Genomic DNA, 17,066 nt, shown 5'->3' on the forward strand with positions numbered 1-17,066 from the left:
TTGACCCTGCGATAGGATCTGCGTCTCTCTCGCGGCCTCCACTGCCAAAGGGCCGCCCGTCTTGCGCCTCGCCTTCCTGACCTCGTTGATTCCGGTCGCCCGGCCCGACACCGGTTTCGAGATCGCCAATGCCGCGATCCTCGACGCGCTGCGCGCCGCCGGTCATGAGGTCACGGCGATCGGCTTCCTGCGGCCGGGCGAGGTTCCAGCCGTTCCCGAAGGCGCGGTCGTGATCGACGCCATCGACATCGAGAACGCCGCCGTGCCGGCGCGGCGCAAGCTGCAATGGATAGCGGCCGCCCTGGCGAAGGGCCTGCCGGTCGCTTGCGCGAAGCTCCGGCTGGCCGGTGAGGGCCGCCTGATCGAAGCGGTGCGGGCGCATGGACCGTTCGACGCGCTCATCCTGAATTCGGTGATGCTGCCCGGCGCCTTCCCGGAATTGCTCAGCCTGGGTCCTTGCGTGCTGGTCGAGCACAATATCGAGCATGTCTCGGCGCGGCAGAGTGCATCGCACAGCGCCAACCCGCTGCTGCGCTGGCTCTTCGCTCGCGAGGCAAGGCAGCTGGAGCGCATCGAACGCCGGCTCTGGGACGAGGCGCGCTTCGTCTGGACCCTGGCCGAGGCGGATCGCGCCGCGCTCGGCCCGGCATATCAGGCGAAGTCGGCGGCGCTACCGCTGGTCTCGGGCTCCGCCCGCAAACCTGCCGTCGAGGCGACGGAGCCCGCGCCCGCCTACGATATCGGCCTGATCGGAACCTGGACCTGGGCGCCGAATTTCATCGGCCTCGACTGGTTCCTGCGCGAGATCTGCCCGCTGCTGCCATCCGATATCACGGTTGCTGTCGCCGGCCGGCTGTCGGGCGAGATGCCGGTCCTGCCGCCGCAGGTCACGCTTGTCGGCAGGGTGCCCGATGCCGACGATTTCCTGCGGTCCTGCCGGATTGTGGCGCTGTCGAGCCGCGCCGGCACGGGCGTGCAATTGAAGACGATCGAGGCGATGCAACTCGGCCTGCCCGCCGTGGCGACGACATTGTCCTGCCGGGGCTTTTCGCAGATGCCGGCGAATTTCAGCGTCGCCGATACGCCGCAGGCCTTCGCGCAGGCGCTGATTGCGCGCCTTGGCGCCATCCGCGCCGGCGACCGGCAGCGCCTGGACGGAGCCGCTTTCATGGCTGGCCAATGCGCAGCACTGGCGGCGGGGCTGGCGCAAGGGCTTGCCGCTGCGAATGGCCTATAGCGAGTGGCGAGTAGAGCGAAAGGAGCAGCGACAGCCAATCTCCATTCGCTACTCGCCATTCGCCACTCGCCCATCAGCCGTTTTGGGCTTGCCGATGATGACGCCGAAAAGCGGGCCGGCGCAGACCATCACCAGGAAGACGCGGATGATGTGGTGAGCCGCCACGAAGGCGACCTCGGTGTGCAGCGCCAGCGCGATCAGGCTCATCTCGGCGAGGCCGCCCGGCGAATAGGCCAGGATCAACGGCACATGGCCATGAACCGAGACCAGCGCGACCAGCCAGGCGAAGGACAAGGTCAGCGCCAGCAGGAGCACGGTCGAGCCGACCGAGAGCACGAGCACGCGCAGGATGATGCGTGGCGGCGTGCCGACGAAACGGCAGCCGATGGTGACGCCGAGCACGAGCTGCGCCGCGTTGACGATCTCGAAAGGCGGAACCGCGTTGCTCAGCCCCGCCAGATGCACCGCGGCGCTGACCAGCATCGGCCCGAGCAGGAATTTTGCCGGCAATCTCAGCCAGTGCCCGACGACGATGCCGGCCAGCCCGCAGGCCAGCAAGGTGAGCTCGGCGAAAAGCGGCGTCTGCTGGAATGACGGCCCCGCGACCCGCGTGCCGCCGAGAGGAACGCCGCCGATCCACTGCACGATGAAGGGCAGTGTCATCACCACCAGCAGGATGCGGGCGGAGTGGATCAGTGCGATGATGCGGGCGTCGCCGCCCTTTTCCTCGCCGACCGTGACCATCTCGACCAGCCCGCCCGGCATGCCGGCGAAGAAGGCGGTGACCGGGTCGAACCCCGCGAATTTGCGGAAATAGCCGACGCAGGCGAAGCCGCAGGCGCACATGAACAGCACGAGGCCGGCAATGGTCGGCAGCCAGTTGGGGATCTGGCCGATCACCTCCGGCTTGAAGCCGGCGCCGAGCATGACACCGATCACCATGGTCATCGGCGGGCGGATCACCGGCGGCGCGGCGACGGGCAGGCGCAGCAGGGCCGCGATCGTGCAGAACACCATCGAGCCCAGCATCCAGGGCAGCGGCAGCCGCCCCTGCACGAAGAGCCAGGCGCCGACACCGCCAAGGACCAGCGCCAATGCGAAACGCCGATAGGGGAAGCGCCCCGGCGCGAGCGCACGAAGCCCCCCCGACAGACTCGACAGCAGATCCCTCATGCGTCCGACTTTAAATCCCGGAAAATGTGACGCGGGCGCCCGCCCGCGGAAGATCGAGGCCTCCTACACGCCTTTGCACTGATGTGACAGACCGAGGCCGGAATGCCGCCCTTGCCGCCACCACGCATCGACCGGCTCGCCCTACACAACCCAGGCATGTGTCCGGGCCTCTGGCGGAAGATGCCCGTTTCATCAATGGTTTCGCATCGGGGATGGAAACGAGCCGCGCGCTAAAAAGTGCGGCCGATGGCTGGGGCGATGAGCGAAGAGCGACTGACCGGGCGGCAGGACCGTTCGGGTTTCGATGACGACGCCTCAGACGCCTCGTTCCGTCCGTTGCATGCCGACGAGCCGCCTGCGGAGGCGGCTCCACCCATCGTTCTCAGTTCGATATCCAAAATCGCCGCGCCCGCGCGGCGCGGCTGGGTCGCCCGGCTGCGACATGGCCTCGCCCGCCGCTGGCTCTCCGCCAGCCCCAATCTGCGCGGCTCGGTCTATATGCTGTCGTCGCTCCTGGTCTACGCCGTCATGGTCGGCGCGATGAAGCATGTCGGGGCCGCGATCCCGCTGATCGAGATCCTGATGATCCGCCAGATCATCATGAGCCTGGTCATCGTCGCGATCGCGGGCTCGGCGCTGCCGCTGCTGATGCGAACGACCCGCCCGGGGCTTCAGATCACGCGCGGCCTCATTACGCTCGCCTCGATGCTGTGCGGCTTCTCGGCGGTCATCCATATTCCGCTGGCGCAAGCGACCGCGATCGGCTTCAGCCAGGTCTTCTTCGTCACCATCGCCGCCGTGCTCGTGCTGAAGGAAAAGGTGGATTCGCGGCGCTGGATCGCCACCATCATCGGCTTCGCCGGTGTGATGATCATGCTCGATCCTTCCGCAGGCGGGCTCAACATCTATGCCTTGGCCTCGATCGCCGGTGCGCTCTTCGGCGCCGGCGTCACCGTCAGCGTGCGCATGCTGGCGGCGACCGAGCGCACCGAGACCATCCTGCTCTATCAAGGCGTCGTGCTGATGGCGGTGCTGGCCGTGCCGTGCTGGTGGTTCTGGACGCAGCCGAGCCCGGAGCAGTGGTTCTGGCTCGTCCTGCTCAGCCTGTTCGGCACCGCGGGACAATGGCTGCTCACGCGGGCCTATCAGGTTGGCGAGGCGGCCGCGCTCGCGCCGCTCGACTTCACCCGGCTGATCCTGTCCTGCTTCACCGGCTTCGTGTTCTTCGCCGAAATCCCGGCATTGACCACCGGGATCGGCGCCGCCATCGTCATCGGCGCGACGCTCTACACCATCCGCAAGAATGCCAGGCCAGCGCTCACCACCGGCGCGGGCCCTTGAGCTGAAACCTCCCCTTGGAAAGGCCGCCCGTGACCCATCATCTGCTCGAGGCCGGCCTTTCGACCTGCCATTGGGGCTTCTTCGACGCCGCGCTCAAGCCTGTGCTGACGATCGCGAGCGGCGACAGCGTCACGATCCGCACCGTCACCGGCCCGGCCGAGGCGCAGCCGAAATCCGGCTTCCATGTCCTGCCCGAAATCCACGAGATCCATGCCAAGGCCGACCGCTCGGTGCCCGGCCATATCCTGACCGGCCCGGTCGCGGTGAAGGGCGCCAAGCCCGGCCAGGTGCTGGAGGTGCGCATCCGCGAGGTGAAGCTGCGCACCGACTGGGGCTACACCATGATCAAGCCGCTCTCGGGCACGCTGCCCGACGAGTTCGACGCGCATAAATTGATCCATATCGGGCTCGATGCGAAAACCAATCTGGCGCATCTGCCTTGGGGCATGGAATTGCCGCTGGCGCCCTTCTTCGGCGTGATGGGCACGGCGCCGCCCGCGCATTGGGGCCGATTGACCTCGCTCATACCGCGCGCCTTCGGCGGCAATCTCGACAATAAGGAGCTGGTTGCGGGTTCGACGCTCTATCTGCCTGTTTTCGTCGAGGGCGGGCTGTTTTCCTGCGGCGACGGCCATGGCGCGCAGGGCGATGGCGAGGTCTGTGTCACCGCGATCGAGACCGCGCTCGAAGGCACCTTCGAGTTCATCCTGCGCGAGGACCTGTCCTTCACGACGCCTCGGGCGGAGACGCCGACCCACCACATCACCATGGGCATCGATCCCGATCTGGACATCTGCGCCCAGAAGGCGCTGCGCGAGATGATCGCGCTGATCGTCGCGCGCACGAAGCTCGCGCGCGAGGAGGCCTATATGCTGTGCAGCCTCGCTGCCGATCTGCGCGTGACCCAGACGGTCAACGGCTCCAAGGGCGTGCATTGCATGCTGGCGAAGAGCCTGGTGGCGTAAGCCGAAGCAATCCAGGGAACGTCGGGCGCTACGGTCTGGATTGCCTCTCGCGGGCCCGAGCGGCTATGAATCGACGCACGCGACCCTCTGCGTGCGCCGAGCTGCCGTCGGAGGCCCCATGCGCATCGAGAACGATCCAAAACTCGACTTCCGCGATGTGCTGATCAGGCCCAAGCGCTCGACGCTGGGCAGTCGCGCCCATGTCGACGTCAACCGCAGCTTCCGTTTCGCCCATACCGGTACGGAATGGAGCGGCTTTCCGCTGATCGCGGCGAATATGGACGTGGTCGGGACCATGGCGATGGCGCGCGCGCTGCTGAAGCATGGCGCCATGGTCGCGCTGCACAAGCATTACGGTGCCGACGAGCTCATCGCCTTCTTCAAGGAGCCGCAATCCGCCAACGCCTTCTATTCGCTGGGCACCACCGAGAGCGACCATGACAAGCTCAAGGCCGTCCATGCGAAGGCGCCGATCAGCAAGATCTGCCTCGATGTCGCCAATGGCTACACCGAGAAATTCGTCGATACGGTCAAGGCGACGCGCGCCGCCTTTCCCGATGCTGCGATCATGGCCGGCAATGTCGTCACCGGCGACATGACGGAAGCGCTGATCCTGGCCGGCGCCGACATCGTCAAGGTCGGCATCGGGCCGGGCTCGGTCTGCACCACGCGCAAGATGACCGGCGTCGGCTATCCGCAGCTCTCGGCCATCATCGAATGCGCCGATGCGGCCCATGGGCTGAAGGGCCTGGTCTGCGGCGATGGCGGCTGCACCGTGCCGGGCGACCTCGCAAAAGCCTATGGCGCCGGCGCCGATTTCGTCATGCTGGGCGGCATGCTCGCCGGCCATGACGAATGCGAAGGCGAGATCCGCTATGAGGAGCGCGATGGCGAGAAAGTCGCCGTCGGCATGACCTTCTACGGCATGTCCTCGGACACGGCGATGAAGCGCTATGCCGGCGGCGTCGCCACATACCGCGCCTCCGAGGGCAAGACCGTCGAGGTGCCCTATCGCGGCCCGGTCGAAGGCACGCTGTCGGAATTGATGGGCGGGGTGCGCTCGGCGATGACCTATATCGGCGCGGTCAGGCTGAAGGAAATGCCCAAGCGCACCACCTTCATCATGGTCGGCAGCCAGTTGAACACGGTGTTCGGAGGGTGATGGGCGGCCTGGTTAGCGCTTGCAAGCCGGCCTGAACCCCGCTTTATCGTCGCCCATGACGAGGACGCCGAGCGGTGGGGCGATATTGTGACGCAAGGCGACACTGCCTCCGCACCATTGTCGCTTGCGGCGCTGGGCTGGACGGATTTCTTTGCAGATCAATGCGAACCGGATGACGCCGGCCTCCGGCCTGCGCGCATCGACACTGTGCACCGCGCCCGCATGAGCGCAATCACGGCGGATGGGCCGATCAGGCTCGAACTGCCGGTCCATACCAATACAGGTGACTTCACGGTGGGAGACTGGGTTCTGGTGGAGCCCGGCACGCATCTGCTCCGGCGCAGGCTGGAGCGCGCGACGGTGTTGGCGCGGCGCACCGAGGGCAGCAAGACACCACAGCTTGCCGGGGCCAATATCGACACGCTGTTCATCGTCACCTCCTGCAATGCTGATTTCAACGTCGCGCGCCTGGAGCGCTATCTTGCGCTGGCCAATGAGAGCGGCGCTGATCCCGTCCTCCTGCTGACCAAGGCCGATCTCGTGCCGGACGTGCAGCCCTATCTCGACCAGGCCGCCGCCCTGCAACGCGGGCTGGCTGTTGCAATCGTCAATCCGCGCAGCCCTGACGCGGCGGCTGCGCTCGCGCCCTGGTGTGGGCAGGGCCGCACGCTCGCGCTGGTTGGTTCGTCCGGCGTCGGCAAATCGACGCTTGTCAACGCGCTCGCCGGCATCATCGAGGGCGAGCCGCAGCAGACCGGCGACATCCGCGCCCACGACGCCAAGGGGCGCCACACCACGACGTCGCGCTCGCTGCATGCGATTGCCGGCGGCGGCTGGGTGATCGACACGCCGGGCATGCGCACGCTCCATGTCAGCGATGCGGCGTCTGGTCTCGAAACGCTGTTCGCCGAGATCACGGAACTGAGCCCGCTCTGCCGTTTCCGCGACTGCACCCACGAGCACGAACCCGGCTGCGCGGTTCAGGAAGCCGTCGCCAAGGGCGTGATCGACCCTGAGCGTCTGGCACGCTGGCGCAAGCTCGGCCTGGAGAACAGGGCAAAGACGCCGGAGGTGAAGGGGCCGAGGGGGAAAAGGCGGTAGGCGGCGTCGCCAAACACCGCGCCTTCGAGGACAAGACCGTCGCGGTGCCCTGTCGCGGCCCGGTCGCAGGCACGACCTCGGAGTTGATGGGCGCGGTGCGCTCGGCCTAGTCAGAGGAGCCGCTCTCGAGCCGTAGCAGACTTCTAGGAACTTGTGGAACGCGGTGCTCTACGGCGGACAACCGCCATCATGGAATGAAAGGTAACGTCGGATTCAGCGTAAGTTGGCAGTATCCTGTTCGGGGTTAGAAAATGAATTGGTTTGGTCTTACAGTAACAGTTTTGATATATGGGATTTTAGCGGTACCGGTAATAGTTTTTGCCGTATATTTTATTGCGACCAAACGATTTTTAAGAGCGATGGGTTACGGTCTTTTTTTTGGTATTTTGGATTTTATCGCGCTCCTAGGGGTCATGTTCGGGCTAGGAAATAAGCTTTGAGGAGCAGGCTTCCTGTAGGTCGTGCACCTAATAGGTTTGCAGGCGGTGCAGCGGGCAGCTCTGGCAGATCCTCATCTGGTAAGGTGCGTTATGGAACGCCCAGGGCGGGCTGTTCAATGGCAACTCCACCCGAAGCCATCGTCGCCCCCGCTACCACTCTCGCCGCGTCTGTTGCATAGTCGCGTCTTCAACGCAGAAAGCCGCTCACGGCTTCGGGGAGAGCGACAATCATGAAGACGACAATTCTAGCCGCGGCAGTGCTGGCCGCAGGGGCTTCGTTTGCCAATGCCCAGCAACTGGCGCCGAGCCCGACGCTCGATGCGATCAAGGCGCGCGGCAACATCGAATGCGGCGTGCATCTCGGCCTGCCCGGCTTCTCCTTCGCCAATGACAAGGGCGAATGGACCGGGCTGGATGTCGATTACTGCAAGGCGCTGGCGGCGGCCGTGCTCGGCGATGCGACCAAGGTCAAGTTCACCCCGACCTCGGTGCAGCAGCGCTGGCCGATCCTGCAATCGGGCCAGGTCGACGTGCTCGCGCGCAATTCGACCATCACCTTCTCGCGCAATGCGACGCTCGGCCTCAACTTCCAGGGCATCAATTTCTACGAGGGCCAGACCTTCATCGTTCGCAAGAAGGCCAACGCCAAGACGGCGGCCGATCTCGACGGCGCCTCGGTCTGCGTCGCCGCCGGCTCGACCGAGGAGAAGAACGCCGCCGACTGGTTCCGCGAGCGCAACCTCAAGGTCACCATCACCAATTTCCAGAAGAATGACGACGCCATCACGGCTTATGATTCCGGCCGCTGCGACGCCTACACCGCCGGCGTCGGCGCGCTCGCCGGCCAGCGCGTCAAGCTCAAGGTGCCCGATGATCACGTCATCCTGACCCAGCCGATCTCGAACGACCCGCAGGGGCCGGTGACGCGCTGGGGCGATGAGCGCTGGCAGTTGATCGTGCGCTGGGTGCTGAACGGCACCATCGCCGCCGAGGCGCTCGGCGTCACCTCCGCCAATGTCGACGAGATGAAGGCCAATTCCAAGAACACCGAAGTCCGCCGCCTGCTCGGCGCGGAAGGCGGCTTCGGCGCGATGATGGGGCTGCCCGACGACTGGATGTACAAGGTCATCAAGCAGGTCGGGAATTATGGCGAGAGCTTCGAGCGCACCGTCGGCCAGGGCTCGACGCTGAAGCTGGAGCGCGGCCAGAACCAGCTCTGGACCAAGGGCGGCCTGCTGTTCACCCCGCCGTTCCAGTGAGAGCGGAGCGGTTCTGCCGCTCCTAGCTGGATTCATGAACATGCGCCGTCGTCCCGGACAAGCCGCGTAGCGGCGCCGATCCGGGACCCATGCCTGAACTGTTCCGGCATGGGTCCCGGGTCTACGCTTCACTGCGCCCGGGACGACTCGGCGCTTCACGAAGAGAGCATGCGAGCCGAGACACAGTGACCAGAGCCCTCGCCCTCATCAACGACAAGCGCGTGCGCGACTGGATCTACCAGCTCGCGCTCATCGTCGGGCTTGTCGCCCTGACCATCTATTTCGTGCGCAATGCCTCGCAGAACATGGTCAAGGCCGGCATCGCCTCGGGCTTCGATTTCCTCTGGCGCAGCTCCGGCATCGACGTTCCCTTCGTGCTGACGAGCTATACCCAGGCCGACAACATCCTTGGCCTGTTCTGGGCCGGCGTCGCCAACACCATGCTGGTGACGGTGATCGCGATCGTGCTGGCGACGCTGCTCGGCTTCGTGCTCGGCATCGCAAGGCTGTCGTCGCATTGGCTGCTCTCGACGCTGGCTGGGGCCTATATCGAGTTCGTCCGCAACATCCCGCTGCTGTTCTTCGTGCTGTTCTGGTATTTCGGCGTGATCGCCGCGCTGCCGGCGCCGCGCGACAGCCTGAGCGTCTTCGGCATCGCCTTCCTCAACAATCGCGGGCTGACGATCCCTCTGCCGGATGCGCCCGCCAATTTCCGCTGGGCCTTGGCTGCGATCCTGCTGGCCTGGCTGGCGCAGTGGCTGGTCGCGTTCTGGGCGCGCAGGCGCAAGGAGCGCACCGGCCGCGATGCGCCTGTCGTCGCCATCGGTCTCGTGCTGGTCATCCTGCTTCCCGTCCTCGCCATCACCTGGGCGAGCCTGGCGACGCGCTGGGACATCCCCATCCTGCGCGGCTTCAACTATCGCGGCGGCTTCGTGGTGATCCCGGAATTCGTCGCGCTGCTGGCGGCGCTGGTGACCTACACGGCGGGCTTCATCGCCGAGATCGTGCGCGGCGGCATCCAGGCCGTGCCGCATGGCCAGACCGAAGCCGCCTCGGCGCTTGGCCTGCGACGCGGGCAGATCCTGCGCTTCGTCACCATCCCCCAGGCGCTGCGGGTGATGATGCCGCCGATGACGAACCAGTATCTCAACGTGCTGAAGAACTCCTCCTTCGGCGCGGCCATCGCCTATCCCGACGTGGTCAGCCTGTTCATGGGTTCGGCGCTGAACAACACCGGCCAGGCGATCGAGATCATCGCCATGACGCTGGCGGTCTATCTCGTCATCGGGCTCGCCGTCTCGGCCCTGATGAACTGGTACAATGCCAGGATCGCGCTGGTGACGCGATGAGTGAAACCACCCTTCCGCTCTGGCGCAAGCGCCTGTTCGGCACGCCCGCGACGGCTCTCGGCACGCTCGTCATCGCGTTCTGCATCGCCTGGATTGCGGTGCCGTTCCTGCGCTGGGCCTTGATCGATGCGAATTGGGCGGGCACGTCGCGCAGCGACTGCACGGCCGGCGGCGCCTGCTGGGTCTTCATCCGCGCCCGTTTCGGCCAGTTCATGTACGGGCTCTACCCGACCGACCAGCGCTGGCGCGTCGATCTGACCGGCATCCTGTTCCTGCTCTCGGTCGTGGCCATCGTCTTCGCGCCCAAGCGCCTGCAATTGCGGCTCGGCCTGTTCTCTCTCGTCATCCTGCCGCCGCTCGGCATCTGGCTCCTGGCCGGAGGCTTGGGCCTCAGGCCGGTCGAGACGCGCGAATGGGGCGGGCTGATGCTGACCCTGTTCATCTCGGTCTATTCCAGCCTGATCGCGATCCCGCTCGGCATCCTGTTCGCGCTCGGGCGGCAATCCGAGCTCAAGGTCATCCGCCTCGTCAGCATCCTGTTCATCGAATTCTGGCGCGGCGTGCCGATCATCGCGGTGATCTTCCTGGCCTCGCTCCTGCTGCCATTGATCCTGCCGAGCGGCGTCGGCATCGACAGGCTGGCGCGCGCGGTGATCGGGCTTGGCCTCGTCATCGCCGCCTATATGGCGGAAGCGGTGCGCGGCGGCCTGCAGGCGCTGCCTTCGGGCCAGCGCGAGGCGGCGACAGCGCTCGGTCTGACCTATTGGAAGGCGACCGGGCTGATCATCCTGCCGCAGGCGCTGCGCATCTCGCTGCCGGCGATGACGAACGAGTTCATCGCGCTGGTGAAGAACACCACCTTGGTGCTGGTGGTCTCGATCCTCGATCTGCTCGGCATCGCGCAAGCCTCGCTCGCCGACCCGGCCTGGGTCGGCATGAACATGGAGGCTTATGTCTTCTCCGGCAGTATCTACTGGCTGATCTGCTACGGCCTGTCGCGCTGGAGCCGGGCGCTGGAGCGTCGCGGCAGGCAGATGCAACGCTGAAGCCTGCACGGCCCGTCTTCATCGGGCCGCCAGGTTCGGAGCGCAAGAATTCGGAGCGCAAGAATTCGGCGCGTATGAAGCCTGGCTCGTATGCGCTTCAGCGGCCGTCGGAGGGGCGGCCGCTGAAGGTCTTTCTCGCCTGGATCAGGCCAGGTCGAAGCGGTCGAGGTTCATCACCTTGGTCCAGGCCGCGACGAAGTCCTTGACGAACTTCTCCTTGGCGTCGGCGCTGGCATAGACCTCGGCCAAGGCGCGCAGCACCGAGTTCGAACCGAAGACGAGGTCGGCGCGGGTGCCGGTCCATTTCGGAGCGCCGGTCTTGCGGTCGGTGCCCTCGAACACGTCCTTGGCCTCGGAGGCGGCCTTCCACTGCGTCCCCATATCGAGCAGGTTGACGAAGAAGTCGTTGGTCAGCGCGCCGGGCCGGTCGGTCAGGACGCCATGGGTGGCCCCGCCGACATTGATGTTGATCGCACGCAGGCCGCCGATCAGCACGGTCAATTCGGGCGCGGTCAGCGTCAGCAACTGCGCCTTGTCGATCAGCACCGCCTCGGCAGGGACCTTGAGCGCCGCATTCTGGTAGTTGCGGAAGCCGTCCGCGGCCGGCTCCATGACCTCGAAGGAATGGATGTCGGTCTGCGCCTGCGAGGCGTCGGTGCGGCCGGGCGCAAACGGCACGGTCACATCGTGGCCCGCAGCCTTCGCCGCCTGCTCGACGCCGGTATTGCCGGCGAGCACGATCAGGTCGGCCAGCGAGATCGTCTTGCCGCCGCTTGCTTCCCGGTTGAAGGCGATCTGGATGTCCTCGAGCGCCCTGAGCACCCTAGCGAGCTGCGAGGGCTGGTTGACCTCCCAGTCCTTCTGCGGAGCCAGGCGCAGGCGCGCGCCATTGGCGCCGCCGCGCTTGTCGCCGCCACGGAAGGTCGAGGCCGAGGCCCAGGCCGTGCCGACGAGTTCCGATACCGTCAGGCCCGAGGCCGCGACCTTGGCCTTGAGCGCGGCGACATCGGCGTCATTGACCAGGGGATGATCGACGGCGGGAACCGGATCCTGCCAGGTCAGCTCTTCCCGCGGCACTTCCGGCCCGAGATAGCGCGAACGCGGGCCGAGATCGCGATGGGTCAGCTTGAACCAGGCGCGGGCGAAGGCCTCGGCGAAGGCCTGCGGGTTGTTCAGGAAGCGGCGCGAGATCTTCTCATAGGCCGGGTCGAAGCGCAGCGACAAGTCCGTCGTCAGCATGGTCGGCTTGTGCTTCTTCGACGGATCATGGGCGTCGGGGATGACCGCCTCGGCGTCCTTGGCTTCCCACTGGATCGCGCCGGCGGGGCTGCGCGTCTGCACCCATTCGAACTTGAACAGGTTCTCGAAAAAGAAATTGCTCCACTGCGCCGGCGTCTGCGTCCAGGTGACCTCGATGCCGCTGGTGATGGTGTCGCCGCCTCGGCCGGAGCCAAAGCGGTTGTGCCAGCCCAAGCCCTGCGCTTCCAGATCCGTGGCTTCAGGATCGGGGCCGACATTATCGGCCGGGGCGGCGCCGTGGGTCTTGCCGAAGGTGTGGCCGCCCGCGATCAGGGCCACGGTCTCCTCGTCGTCCATCGCCATGCGGGCGAAGGTGTCGCGAATGTCCCTGGCGGCCAGCAATGGGTCGGGATTGCCGTCCGGGCCTTCCGGATTCACGTAGATCAGGCCCATCTGCGCTGCGGCGAGCGGGTTTTCGAGGTTGCGCGAATGCACCTTGCCGTCGGCGTCATCGTCCGACACCAGCACGGCTTCGTCGGCAGGCTTCGCCACGCCTTCCGAACCGTGAGCATAACGCACATCGCCACCGAGCCAGGTGGTCTCACGGCCCCAGTAGACATCCTGGTCGGGTTCCCAGGTGTCGGCACGGCCAGCGGCGAAGCCGAAAGTACGGAAGCCCATGGTCTCGAGCGCGACGTTGCCGGCGAGGATCATCAGGTCCGCCCAGGAAATCCGCTGGCCGTATTTCTGCTTGATCGGCCAGAGCAGGCGGCGCGCCTTGTCGAGGCTGACATTGTCCGGCCAGCTGTTGAGCGGGGCGAAGCGCTGCTGGCCGCGGCCGCCGCCGCCCCGGCCGTCGGCGAGGCGATAGGTGCCGGCGCTATGCCAGGCCATGCGAATGAACAACGGGCCGTAATGGCCGAAATCGGCGGGCCACCAGTCCTGCGAGTCGGTCATCAGCTTGCGCAGGTCGTTCTTCAGCTCCTCATAGGCGAGCTTGCCGAATTCCTGGCGGTAGTCGAAGGCCTGGTCCAGCGGGTCGGATTTCGACGAGTGCTGGTTCAGCAGATCGACGCGCAGCTGATTGGGCCACCAGTCGCGGCTCTGGGTGCCGCTGGCGCCGTGAGCGACCGGGCATTTTCCCGCGCCCGCTTCAGTCTTCGCATTCATGCTTCTCTCCAGTTCACGTTACGCCGGTTGCGCGGTTCTCTCGACAAGCAGATCGGTGCTCAGGCATGCGATCCGGTGGCCTGATGGACGAGTGAGGGTCGGACGCGCGGAACGCCGCTGAGAGCCTCTTAGCAAAGGAGTTTCATTATATTAATTCCGATTTTCTGATTGTAGCGATAAGCTGAGATTATGACGAACCTGACACTGAAGCAGCTGCGCTATTTCGAGGCGCTGACACGCCACGGTCACTTCGGACGCGCGGCGGAGAGCTGCGCCATCTCCCAGCCGGCCCTCTCGATGCAGATCAAGGCCTTCGAGGAAGAGCTCGGCGCCGAGCTCTTCGAGAGAGACAGGCGTCAGCTTCGCTTGACGAGCTTCGGTGAAGAGATCGCCCTGCGCAGCAAAAACATCCTGCGTTCGCTCGAGGAGCTGGAAGACTATGCGCGCAGCTCCCGCGGCGGGCTGGTCGCGCGGCTGCGCATCGGCGTGATACCGACGATCGCGCCCTATCTGCTGCCGAGCCTCATCGGCGAGCTGAACCGTCTCTATGACGGCCTTGACCTGCATGTGAGGGAGACGCTGACGCCGAAGCTCGTTCAGGAACTGAATGAAGGTCGGCTCGACATGGCGATCGTCGCCTTGCCGGTATCGGAGCCTTCATTGACCGAAACCACCCTCTTCACGGAAAGCTTCGTCCTGGTCCGGCCGCGCGAGGACGAGGGCAAGCCCGCTCCCAACCCCGAAGCGCTGCGCGAAATGCGTTTGCTGCTGCTGGAAGAAGGGCACTGCTTTCGCGAGCAAGCCCTGTCGTTCTGCAACAAGAACCCGCGTGCGGTGCAGTCGCGCGATCTGCTGGATGCAAGCTCGCTGTCGACACTGGTGCAGATGGTCGATGCGGGTCTGGGGGTCACCTTGATCCCGGAAATGGCCGTGGCGGTCGAGACACGCTCGGCCTCGGTATCCGTCACACGCTTCAAGCCACCCCAGCCATCGCGCACGATCGGCATGGTCTGGCGCAAGACGAGCCCGCTCTCCAAGCAGTTTTCGCAGATTTCCGAAGCTGTGCGCCTGTCGGCCGGGGCCGCTCGGTCATAGGGCCTGCAAACGCGGAAACGCGCCGTCATCCCGGGCAAGCCGCGTTAGCGGGCAGATCCGGGATGACGGCGCGTTTCCGAGCAGAAGCAGCATGGTCTAGAGGCGCTCAGCCGAAGAAGCCGAGCGCCTGATTGCGATCGAGCCCTCAGCCCCGTCCGGCCATTTTGCTGCGGTCGCGCCTGCGATCCGCCGCCGGCTGGTAGGCGATGCGCGAGTGGTAGGTGCAATAGGGCATGCCGGTCTGCGAACGGCCGCCGCAGAAGCGGAATTCCGGCGTCGTCGGATCGCCCATTGGCCAGCGGCACATATATTCGCGCAGGTCCATGATGGTGACGCGTTCGGAGAACGGCACCACCACATCCTCGGAGAGGACCGTCTCCTGCTCGGCTTCAGCGTCCGCCTCGGCGGCATATTGCGGAGCCAGAGCGTTGTTGCCGCGCGTCATGCCGGCATGAGCGCCAGCCATCGGATGGCTCGGCGAGCGGGTCGGCGCCTTGCGCGGCGTGCTGGCGCGCGGCGTGCTCGCCGCGGCCGGGTTCTTGGCCCGTCCGGACAGGCCGAGACGGTGGACTTTTCCGATCACGGCATTGCGCGTGACGCTGCCGAGCTCACCCGCGATCTGGCTGGCGCTCAGGCCGTCGCTCCAGAGCTTCTTGAGAAGCTCGACGCGTTCTTCCGTCCATGCTCCGGCTTCGTTCATCGGCTTCACCTATCGTCTCCGCCCAGCCCCTTTCGGGTCCAGGCTAGGGTGGCTCATGACGGAATCCATGACCGGCAGCGTCCGTTGCTCAACGGAAGCTGTTAAACCCGGAACTGACGGTACAGGGGACGCCGCACGAGATGTCGTATCTGACTGACGAGACCATACAAGATGGCGGGACTCGGCGACAAGAGTCCGCGAATCGGAAAACGGCTTTTCCCCAGGCCATTCGTGAATGTCTCGTCAAGTGAATCCATTCGGCAACGCTGACGTTGCGGCATGAATCCATTTGCGGCGCAATTGACAGCGCCCAACCGCTTTTGCATAGTCAGCCCTGTCGAGCCGCCCCTTTGGGCGGCGCTTATGTTTTTGACGGATCAGGGTCCTCCTGCGATGCGGATGACGGCGCGACGAGAGATCGGGAACTGGCTGCGACGATAACGTCGCCGTCGGGTCGCATGAGGCTGGCAAGATGCCGGCTCGCGCCCAGATTGTCGTTCAAGCTCAGCGCCCTTCCGTTCTCAACCGCCCCGTCGCGAGGACCGTCTCCATGTCATCCGCCGTTCCTGTTTCCACTGCCCCGTCCGTATTGTTGCCGACCTATGCCCGCGCCCCCGTCGCCTTCGAGCGCGGCGAAGGCGCCTGGGCGATCACCAGTGACGGCACGCGCTATCTCGATTTCGGCGCCGGCATCGCCGTCAATTCGCTCGGCCACGCCCATCCGCATCTGGTCAAGGCCCTGACCGAGCAAGCGGGCAAGATCTGGCACACCTCCAACCTCTACACGATGCCCGATGGGGAGAAGCTGGCGCGCCGGCTCTGCGAGGCGACCTTCGCGGAGCGCGTCTTCTTCACCAATTCAGGCGCCGAGGCGAATGAGTGCGCCATCAAGATGGCGCGGAAGTACCATGCGGCGAAGGGCCATCCCGAGCGCTATCGCATCATCACCTTCGAGGGCGCCTTCCACGGCCGGACGCTGGCGACCATCGCCGCCGGCGGCCAGCAGAAATACATCGACGGTTTCGGCCCCAAGGTCGACGGCTTCGACCAGGTGCCGTTCGACGATGAGGCCGCGCTGAAGGCCGCGATTACGCCCGAGACCGCAGCCCTGATGATCGAGCCGATCCAGGGCGAGGGCGGCCTGCGCTCGGTGCCGCCGCGCATGCTGCGGCAGCTGCGCGAGCTCTGCGACGAGCACGGGCTGATGCTGATCTTCGACGAGATCCAGACCGGCGTCGGCCGCACCGGCAAGTTCTTCTCTTATGAGCATGCCGGTGTGGCGCCCGACATCATGTCGATCGCCAAGGGCATCGGCGGCGGCTTCCCGATGGGCGCGTGCCTGGCGACTGAAGAGGCGGCCTCGGGCATGACGCTCGGCACGCATGGCACGACTTTTGGCGGCAACCCGCTCGCCATGGCGGTCGGAAACGCCGTGCTCGATGTCATTCTCGGCGATGGCTTCATCGAAAAGGTCGCACAGACCAGCCTGCGGTTGCGCCAGTCGCTGGCCCAGCTCAAGGACCAGCATCCCGACGTGATCGAGGAGATTCGCGGGGAGGGGCTGATGCTCGGGCTGAAGCTCGTTACGCCGAACACCGATTTCGTCGCGGAGGCCCGGGCGGCCGGCCTGCTCGTCGTCGCCGCCGGCGACAATGTCGTGCGCCTGCTGCCGCCCTTGATCATCAGCGATGCCGAGGTCTCCGAGGCCGTCTCGCGGCTCGATCAGGCGGCGCGCGGCGTCGAGGCGACGCTGAAGCGCCCCGCCGCCGAATAAGTACCTCTCTTTCGA

The 17,066-nt window shown here is 65.7% G+C and carries 13 protein-coding genes; 10 read left to right on the forward strand and 3 right to left on the reverse strand.

Annotated features, from left to right (window positions below; translation table 11 throughout):
• Positions 1 to 61 precede the first annotated feature (61 nt).
• A complete protein-coding gene (locus tag J2Y55_RS17015) occupies positions 62 to 1,237 on the forward strand; it encodes a glycosyltransferase (protein WP_310155710.1) in 1,176 nt (391 codons plus the stop codon).
• Positions 1,238 to 1,285: 48 nt separating this feature from the next.
• Here J2Y55_RS17015 and J2Y55_RS17020 read toward each other — a convergent pair whose 3' ends face one another.
• Positions 1,286 to 2,410, reverse strand: a complete 1,125-nt coding sequence (locus J2Y55_RS17020; RefSeq protein WP_310155713.1) for an AbrB family transcriptional regulator — start codon at positions 2,408 to 2,410, stop codon at positions 1,286 to 1,288.
• A gap of 258 nt (positions 2,411 to 2,668) precedes the next feature.
• Between J2Y55_RS17020 and J2Y55_RS17025 the strand changes: the two genes are divergently transcribed.
• The 7 genes from J2Y55_RS17025 (at position 2,669) to J2Y55_RS17055 (ending at position 11,073) form a co-directional block, all read left to right on the forward strand.
• A complete protein-coding gene (locus J2Y55_RS17025) occupies positions 2,669 to 3,751 on the forward strand; it encodes a DMT family transporter (protein ID WP_310155716.1) in 1,083 nt (360 codons plus the stop codon).
• 29 nt (positions 3,752 to 3,780) lie between these two features.
• Positions 3,781 to 4,716, forward strand: coding sequence for an acetamidase/formamidase family protein (locus tag J2Y55_RS17030; RefSeq protein ID WP_310155718.1), 936 nt, complete (start codon positions 3,781 to 3,783; stop codon positions 4,714 to 4,716).
• 118 nt (positions 4,717 to 4,834) lie between these two features.
• Entirely contained in the window at positions 4,835 to 5,878 is a 1,044-nt protein-coding gene (locus J2Y55_RS17035; RefSeq protein ID WP_310155721.1) for a GMP reductase, read from the forward strand.
• 84 nt (positions 5,879 to 5,962) lie between these two features.
• Complete coding sequence (gene rsgA / locus J2Y55_RS17040; RefSeq protein WP_310156294.1) at positions 5,963 to 6,979, forward strand: ribosome small subunit-dependent GTPase A; 1,017 nt, start codon at positions 5,963 to 5,965, stop codon at positions 6,977 to 6,979.
• Positions 6,980 to 7,649: 670 nt separating this feature from the next.
• Positions 7,650 to 8,678, forward strand: a complete 1,029-nt coding sequence (locus tag J2Y55_RS17045) for an amino acid ABC transporter substrate-binding protein (protein ID WP_310155724.1) — start codon at positions 7,650 to 7,652, stop codon at positions 8,676 to 8,678.
• A 185-nt stretch (positions 8,679 to 8,863) separates the two neighbouring features.
• Positions 8,864 to 10,027: an amino acid ABC transporter permease gene (locus J2Y55_RS17050; protein ID WP_310155728.1), complete on the forward strand. Its 1,164-nt coding sequence runs from the start codon at positions 8,864 to 8,866 to the stop codon at positions 10,025 to 10,027.
• The gene (locus J2Y55_RS17055; RefSeq protein WP_310155730.1) at positions 10,024 to 11,073 is read left to right on the forward strand and encodes an amino acid ABC transporter permease; all 1,050 of its coding nucleotides are present in this window, start codon (positions 10,024 to 10,026) and stop codon (positions 11,071 to 11,073) included. Before J2Y55_RS17050 ends, J2Y55_RS17055 begins: the two co-directional genes overlap by 4 nt.
• A 144-nt stretch (positions 11,074 to 11,217) precedes the next feature.
• On the opposite strand, the gene katG is transcribed toward J2Y55_RS17055, so the two are convergent.
• Positions 11,218 to 13,482 carry a catalase/peroxidase HPI gene (gene katG, locus J2Y55_RS17060; RefSeq protein ID WP_310155734.1) on the reverse strand — a complete coding sequence of 755 codons (2,265 nt, stop codon included), beginning with the start codon at positions 13,480 to 13,482 and terminating at the stop codon, positions 11,218 to 11,220.
• 189 nt (positions 13,483 to 13,671) lie between these two features.
• Between katG and J2Y55_RS17065 the strand changes: the two genes are divergently transcribed.
• The gene (locus J2Y55_RS17065; protein ID WP_310155737.1) at positions 13,672 to 14,577 is read left to right on the forward strand and encodes a hydrogen peroxide-inducible genes activator; all 906 of its coding nucleotides are present in this window, start codon (positions 13,672 to 13,674) and stop codon (positions 14,575 to 14,577) included.
• Between the two features lie 145 nt (positions 14,578 to 14,722).
• Here J2Y55_RS17065 and J2Y55_RS17070 read toward each other — a convergent pair whose 3' ends face one another.
• Positions 14,723 to 15,277: a GcrA family cell cycle regulator gene (locus J2Y55_RS17070; RefSeq protein WP_103719162.1), complete on the reverse strand. Its 555-nt coding sequence runs from the start codon at positions 15,275 to 15,277 to the stop codon at positions 14,723 to 14,725.
• Between the two features lie 550 nt (positions 15,278 to 15,827).
• Here J2Y55_RS17070 and J2Y55_RS17075 point away from each other — a divergent pair.
• Positions 15,828 to 17,051 (forward strand): aspartate aminotransferase family protein, encoded by a 1,224-nt coding sequence (locus J2Y55_RS17075; protein WP_310155739.1) that lies wholly within the window; start codon positions 15,828 to 15,830, stop codon positions 17,049 to 17,051.
• Positions 17,052 to 17,066: the final 15 nt, after the last annotated feature.

The organism is Allobosea sp. BE125, from assembly GCF_031456075.1.
In the GTDB taxonomy this organism is placed as follows: Bacteria; Pseudomonadota; Alphaproteobacteria; order Rhizobiales; family Beijerinckiaceae; genus Allobosea.

Excerpts from the sequence above, each read along its gene's own strand:
- J2Y55_RS17020 (WP_310155713.1), bottom strand. The coding sequence starts at position 2,410 with ATGAGGGATCTGCTGTCGAGTCTGTCGGGGGGGCTTCGTGCGCTCGCG.
- J2Y55_RS17025 (WP_310155716.1), top strand. The coding sequence starts at position 2,669 with ATGAGCGAAGAGCGACTGACCGGGCGGCAGGACCGTTCGGGTTTCGAT.
- J2Y55_RS17035 (WP_310155721.1), top strand. The coding sequence starts at position 4,835 with ATGCGCATCGAGAACGATCCAAAACTCGACTTCCGCGATGTGCTGATC.
- J2Y55_RS17045 (WP_310155724.1), top strand. The coding sequence starts at position 7,650 with ATGAAGACGACAATTCTAGCCGCGGCAGTGCTGGCCGCAGGGGCTTCG.
- J2Y55_RS17055 (WP_310155730.1), top strand. The coding sequence starts at position 10,024 with ATGAGTGAAACCACCCTTCCGCTCTGGCGCAAGCGCCTGTTCGGCACG.
- katG (WP_310155734.1), bottom strand. The coding sequence starts at position 13,482 with ATGAATGCGAAGACTGAAGCGGGCGCGGGAAAATGCCCGGTCGCTCAC.
- J2Y55_RS17065 (WP_310155737.1), top strand. The coding sequence starts at position 13,672 with ATGACGAACCTGACACTGAAGCAGCTGCGCTATTTCGAGGCGCTGACA.
- J2Y55_RS17070 (WP_103719162.1), bottom strand. The coding sequence starts at position 15,277 with ATGAACGAAGCCGGAGCATGGACGGAAGAACGCGTCGAGCTTCTCAAG.
- J2Y55_RS17075 (WP_310155739.1), top strand. The coding sequence starts at position 15,828 with ATGTCATCCGCCGTTCCTGTTTCCACTGCCCCGTCCGTATTGTTGCCG.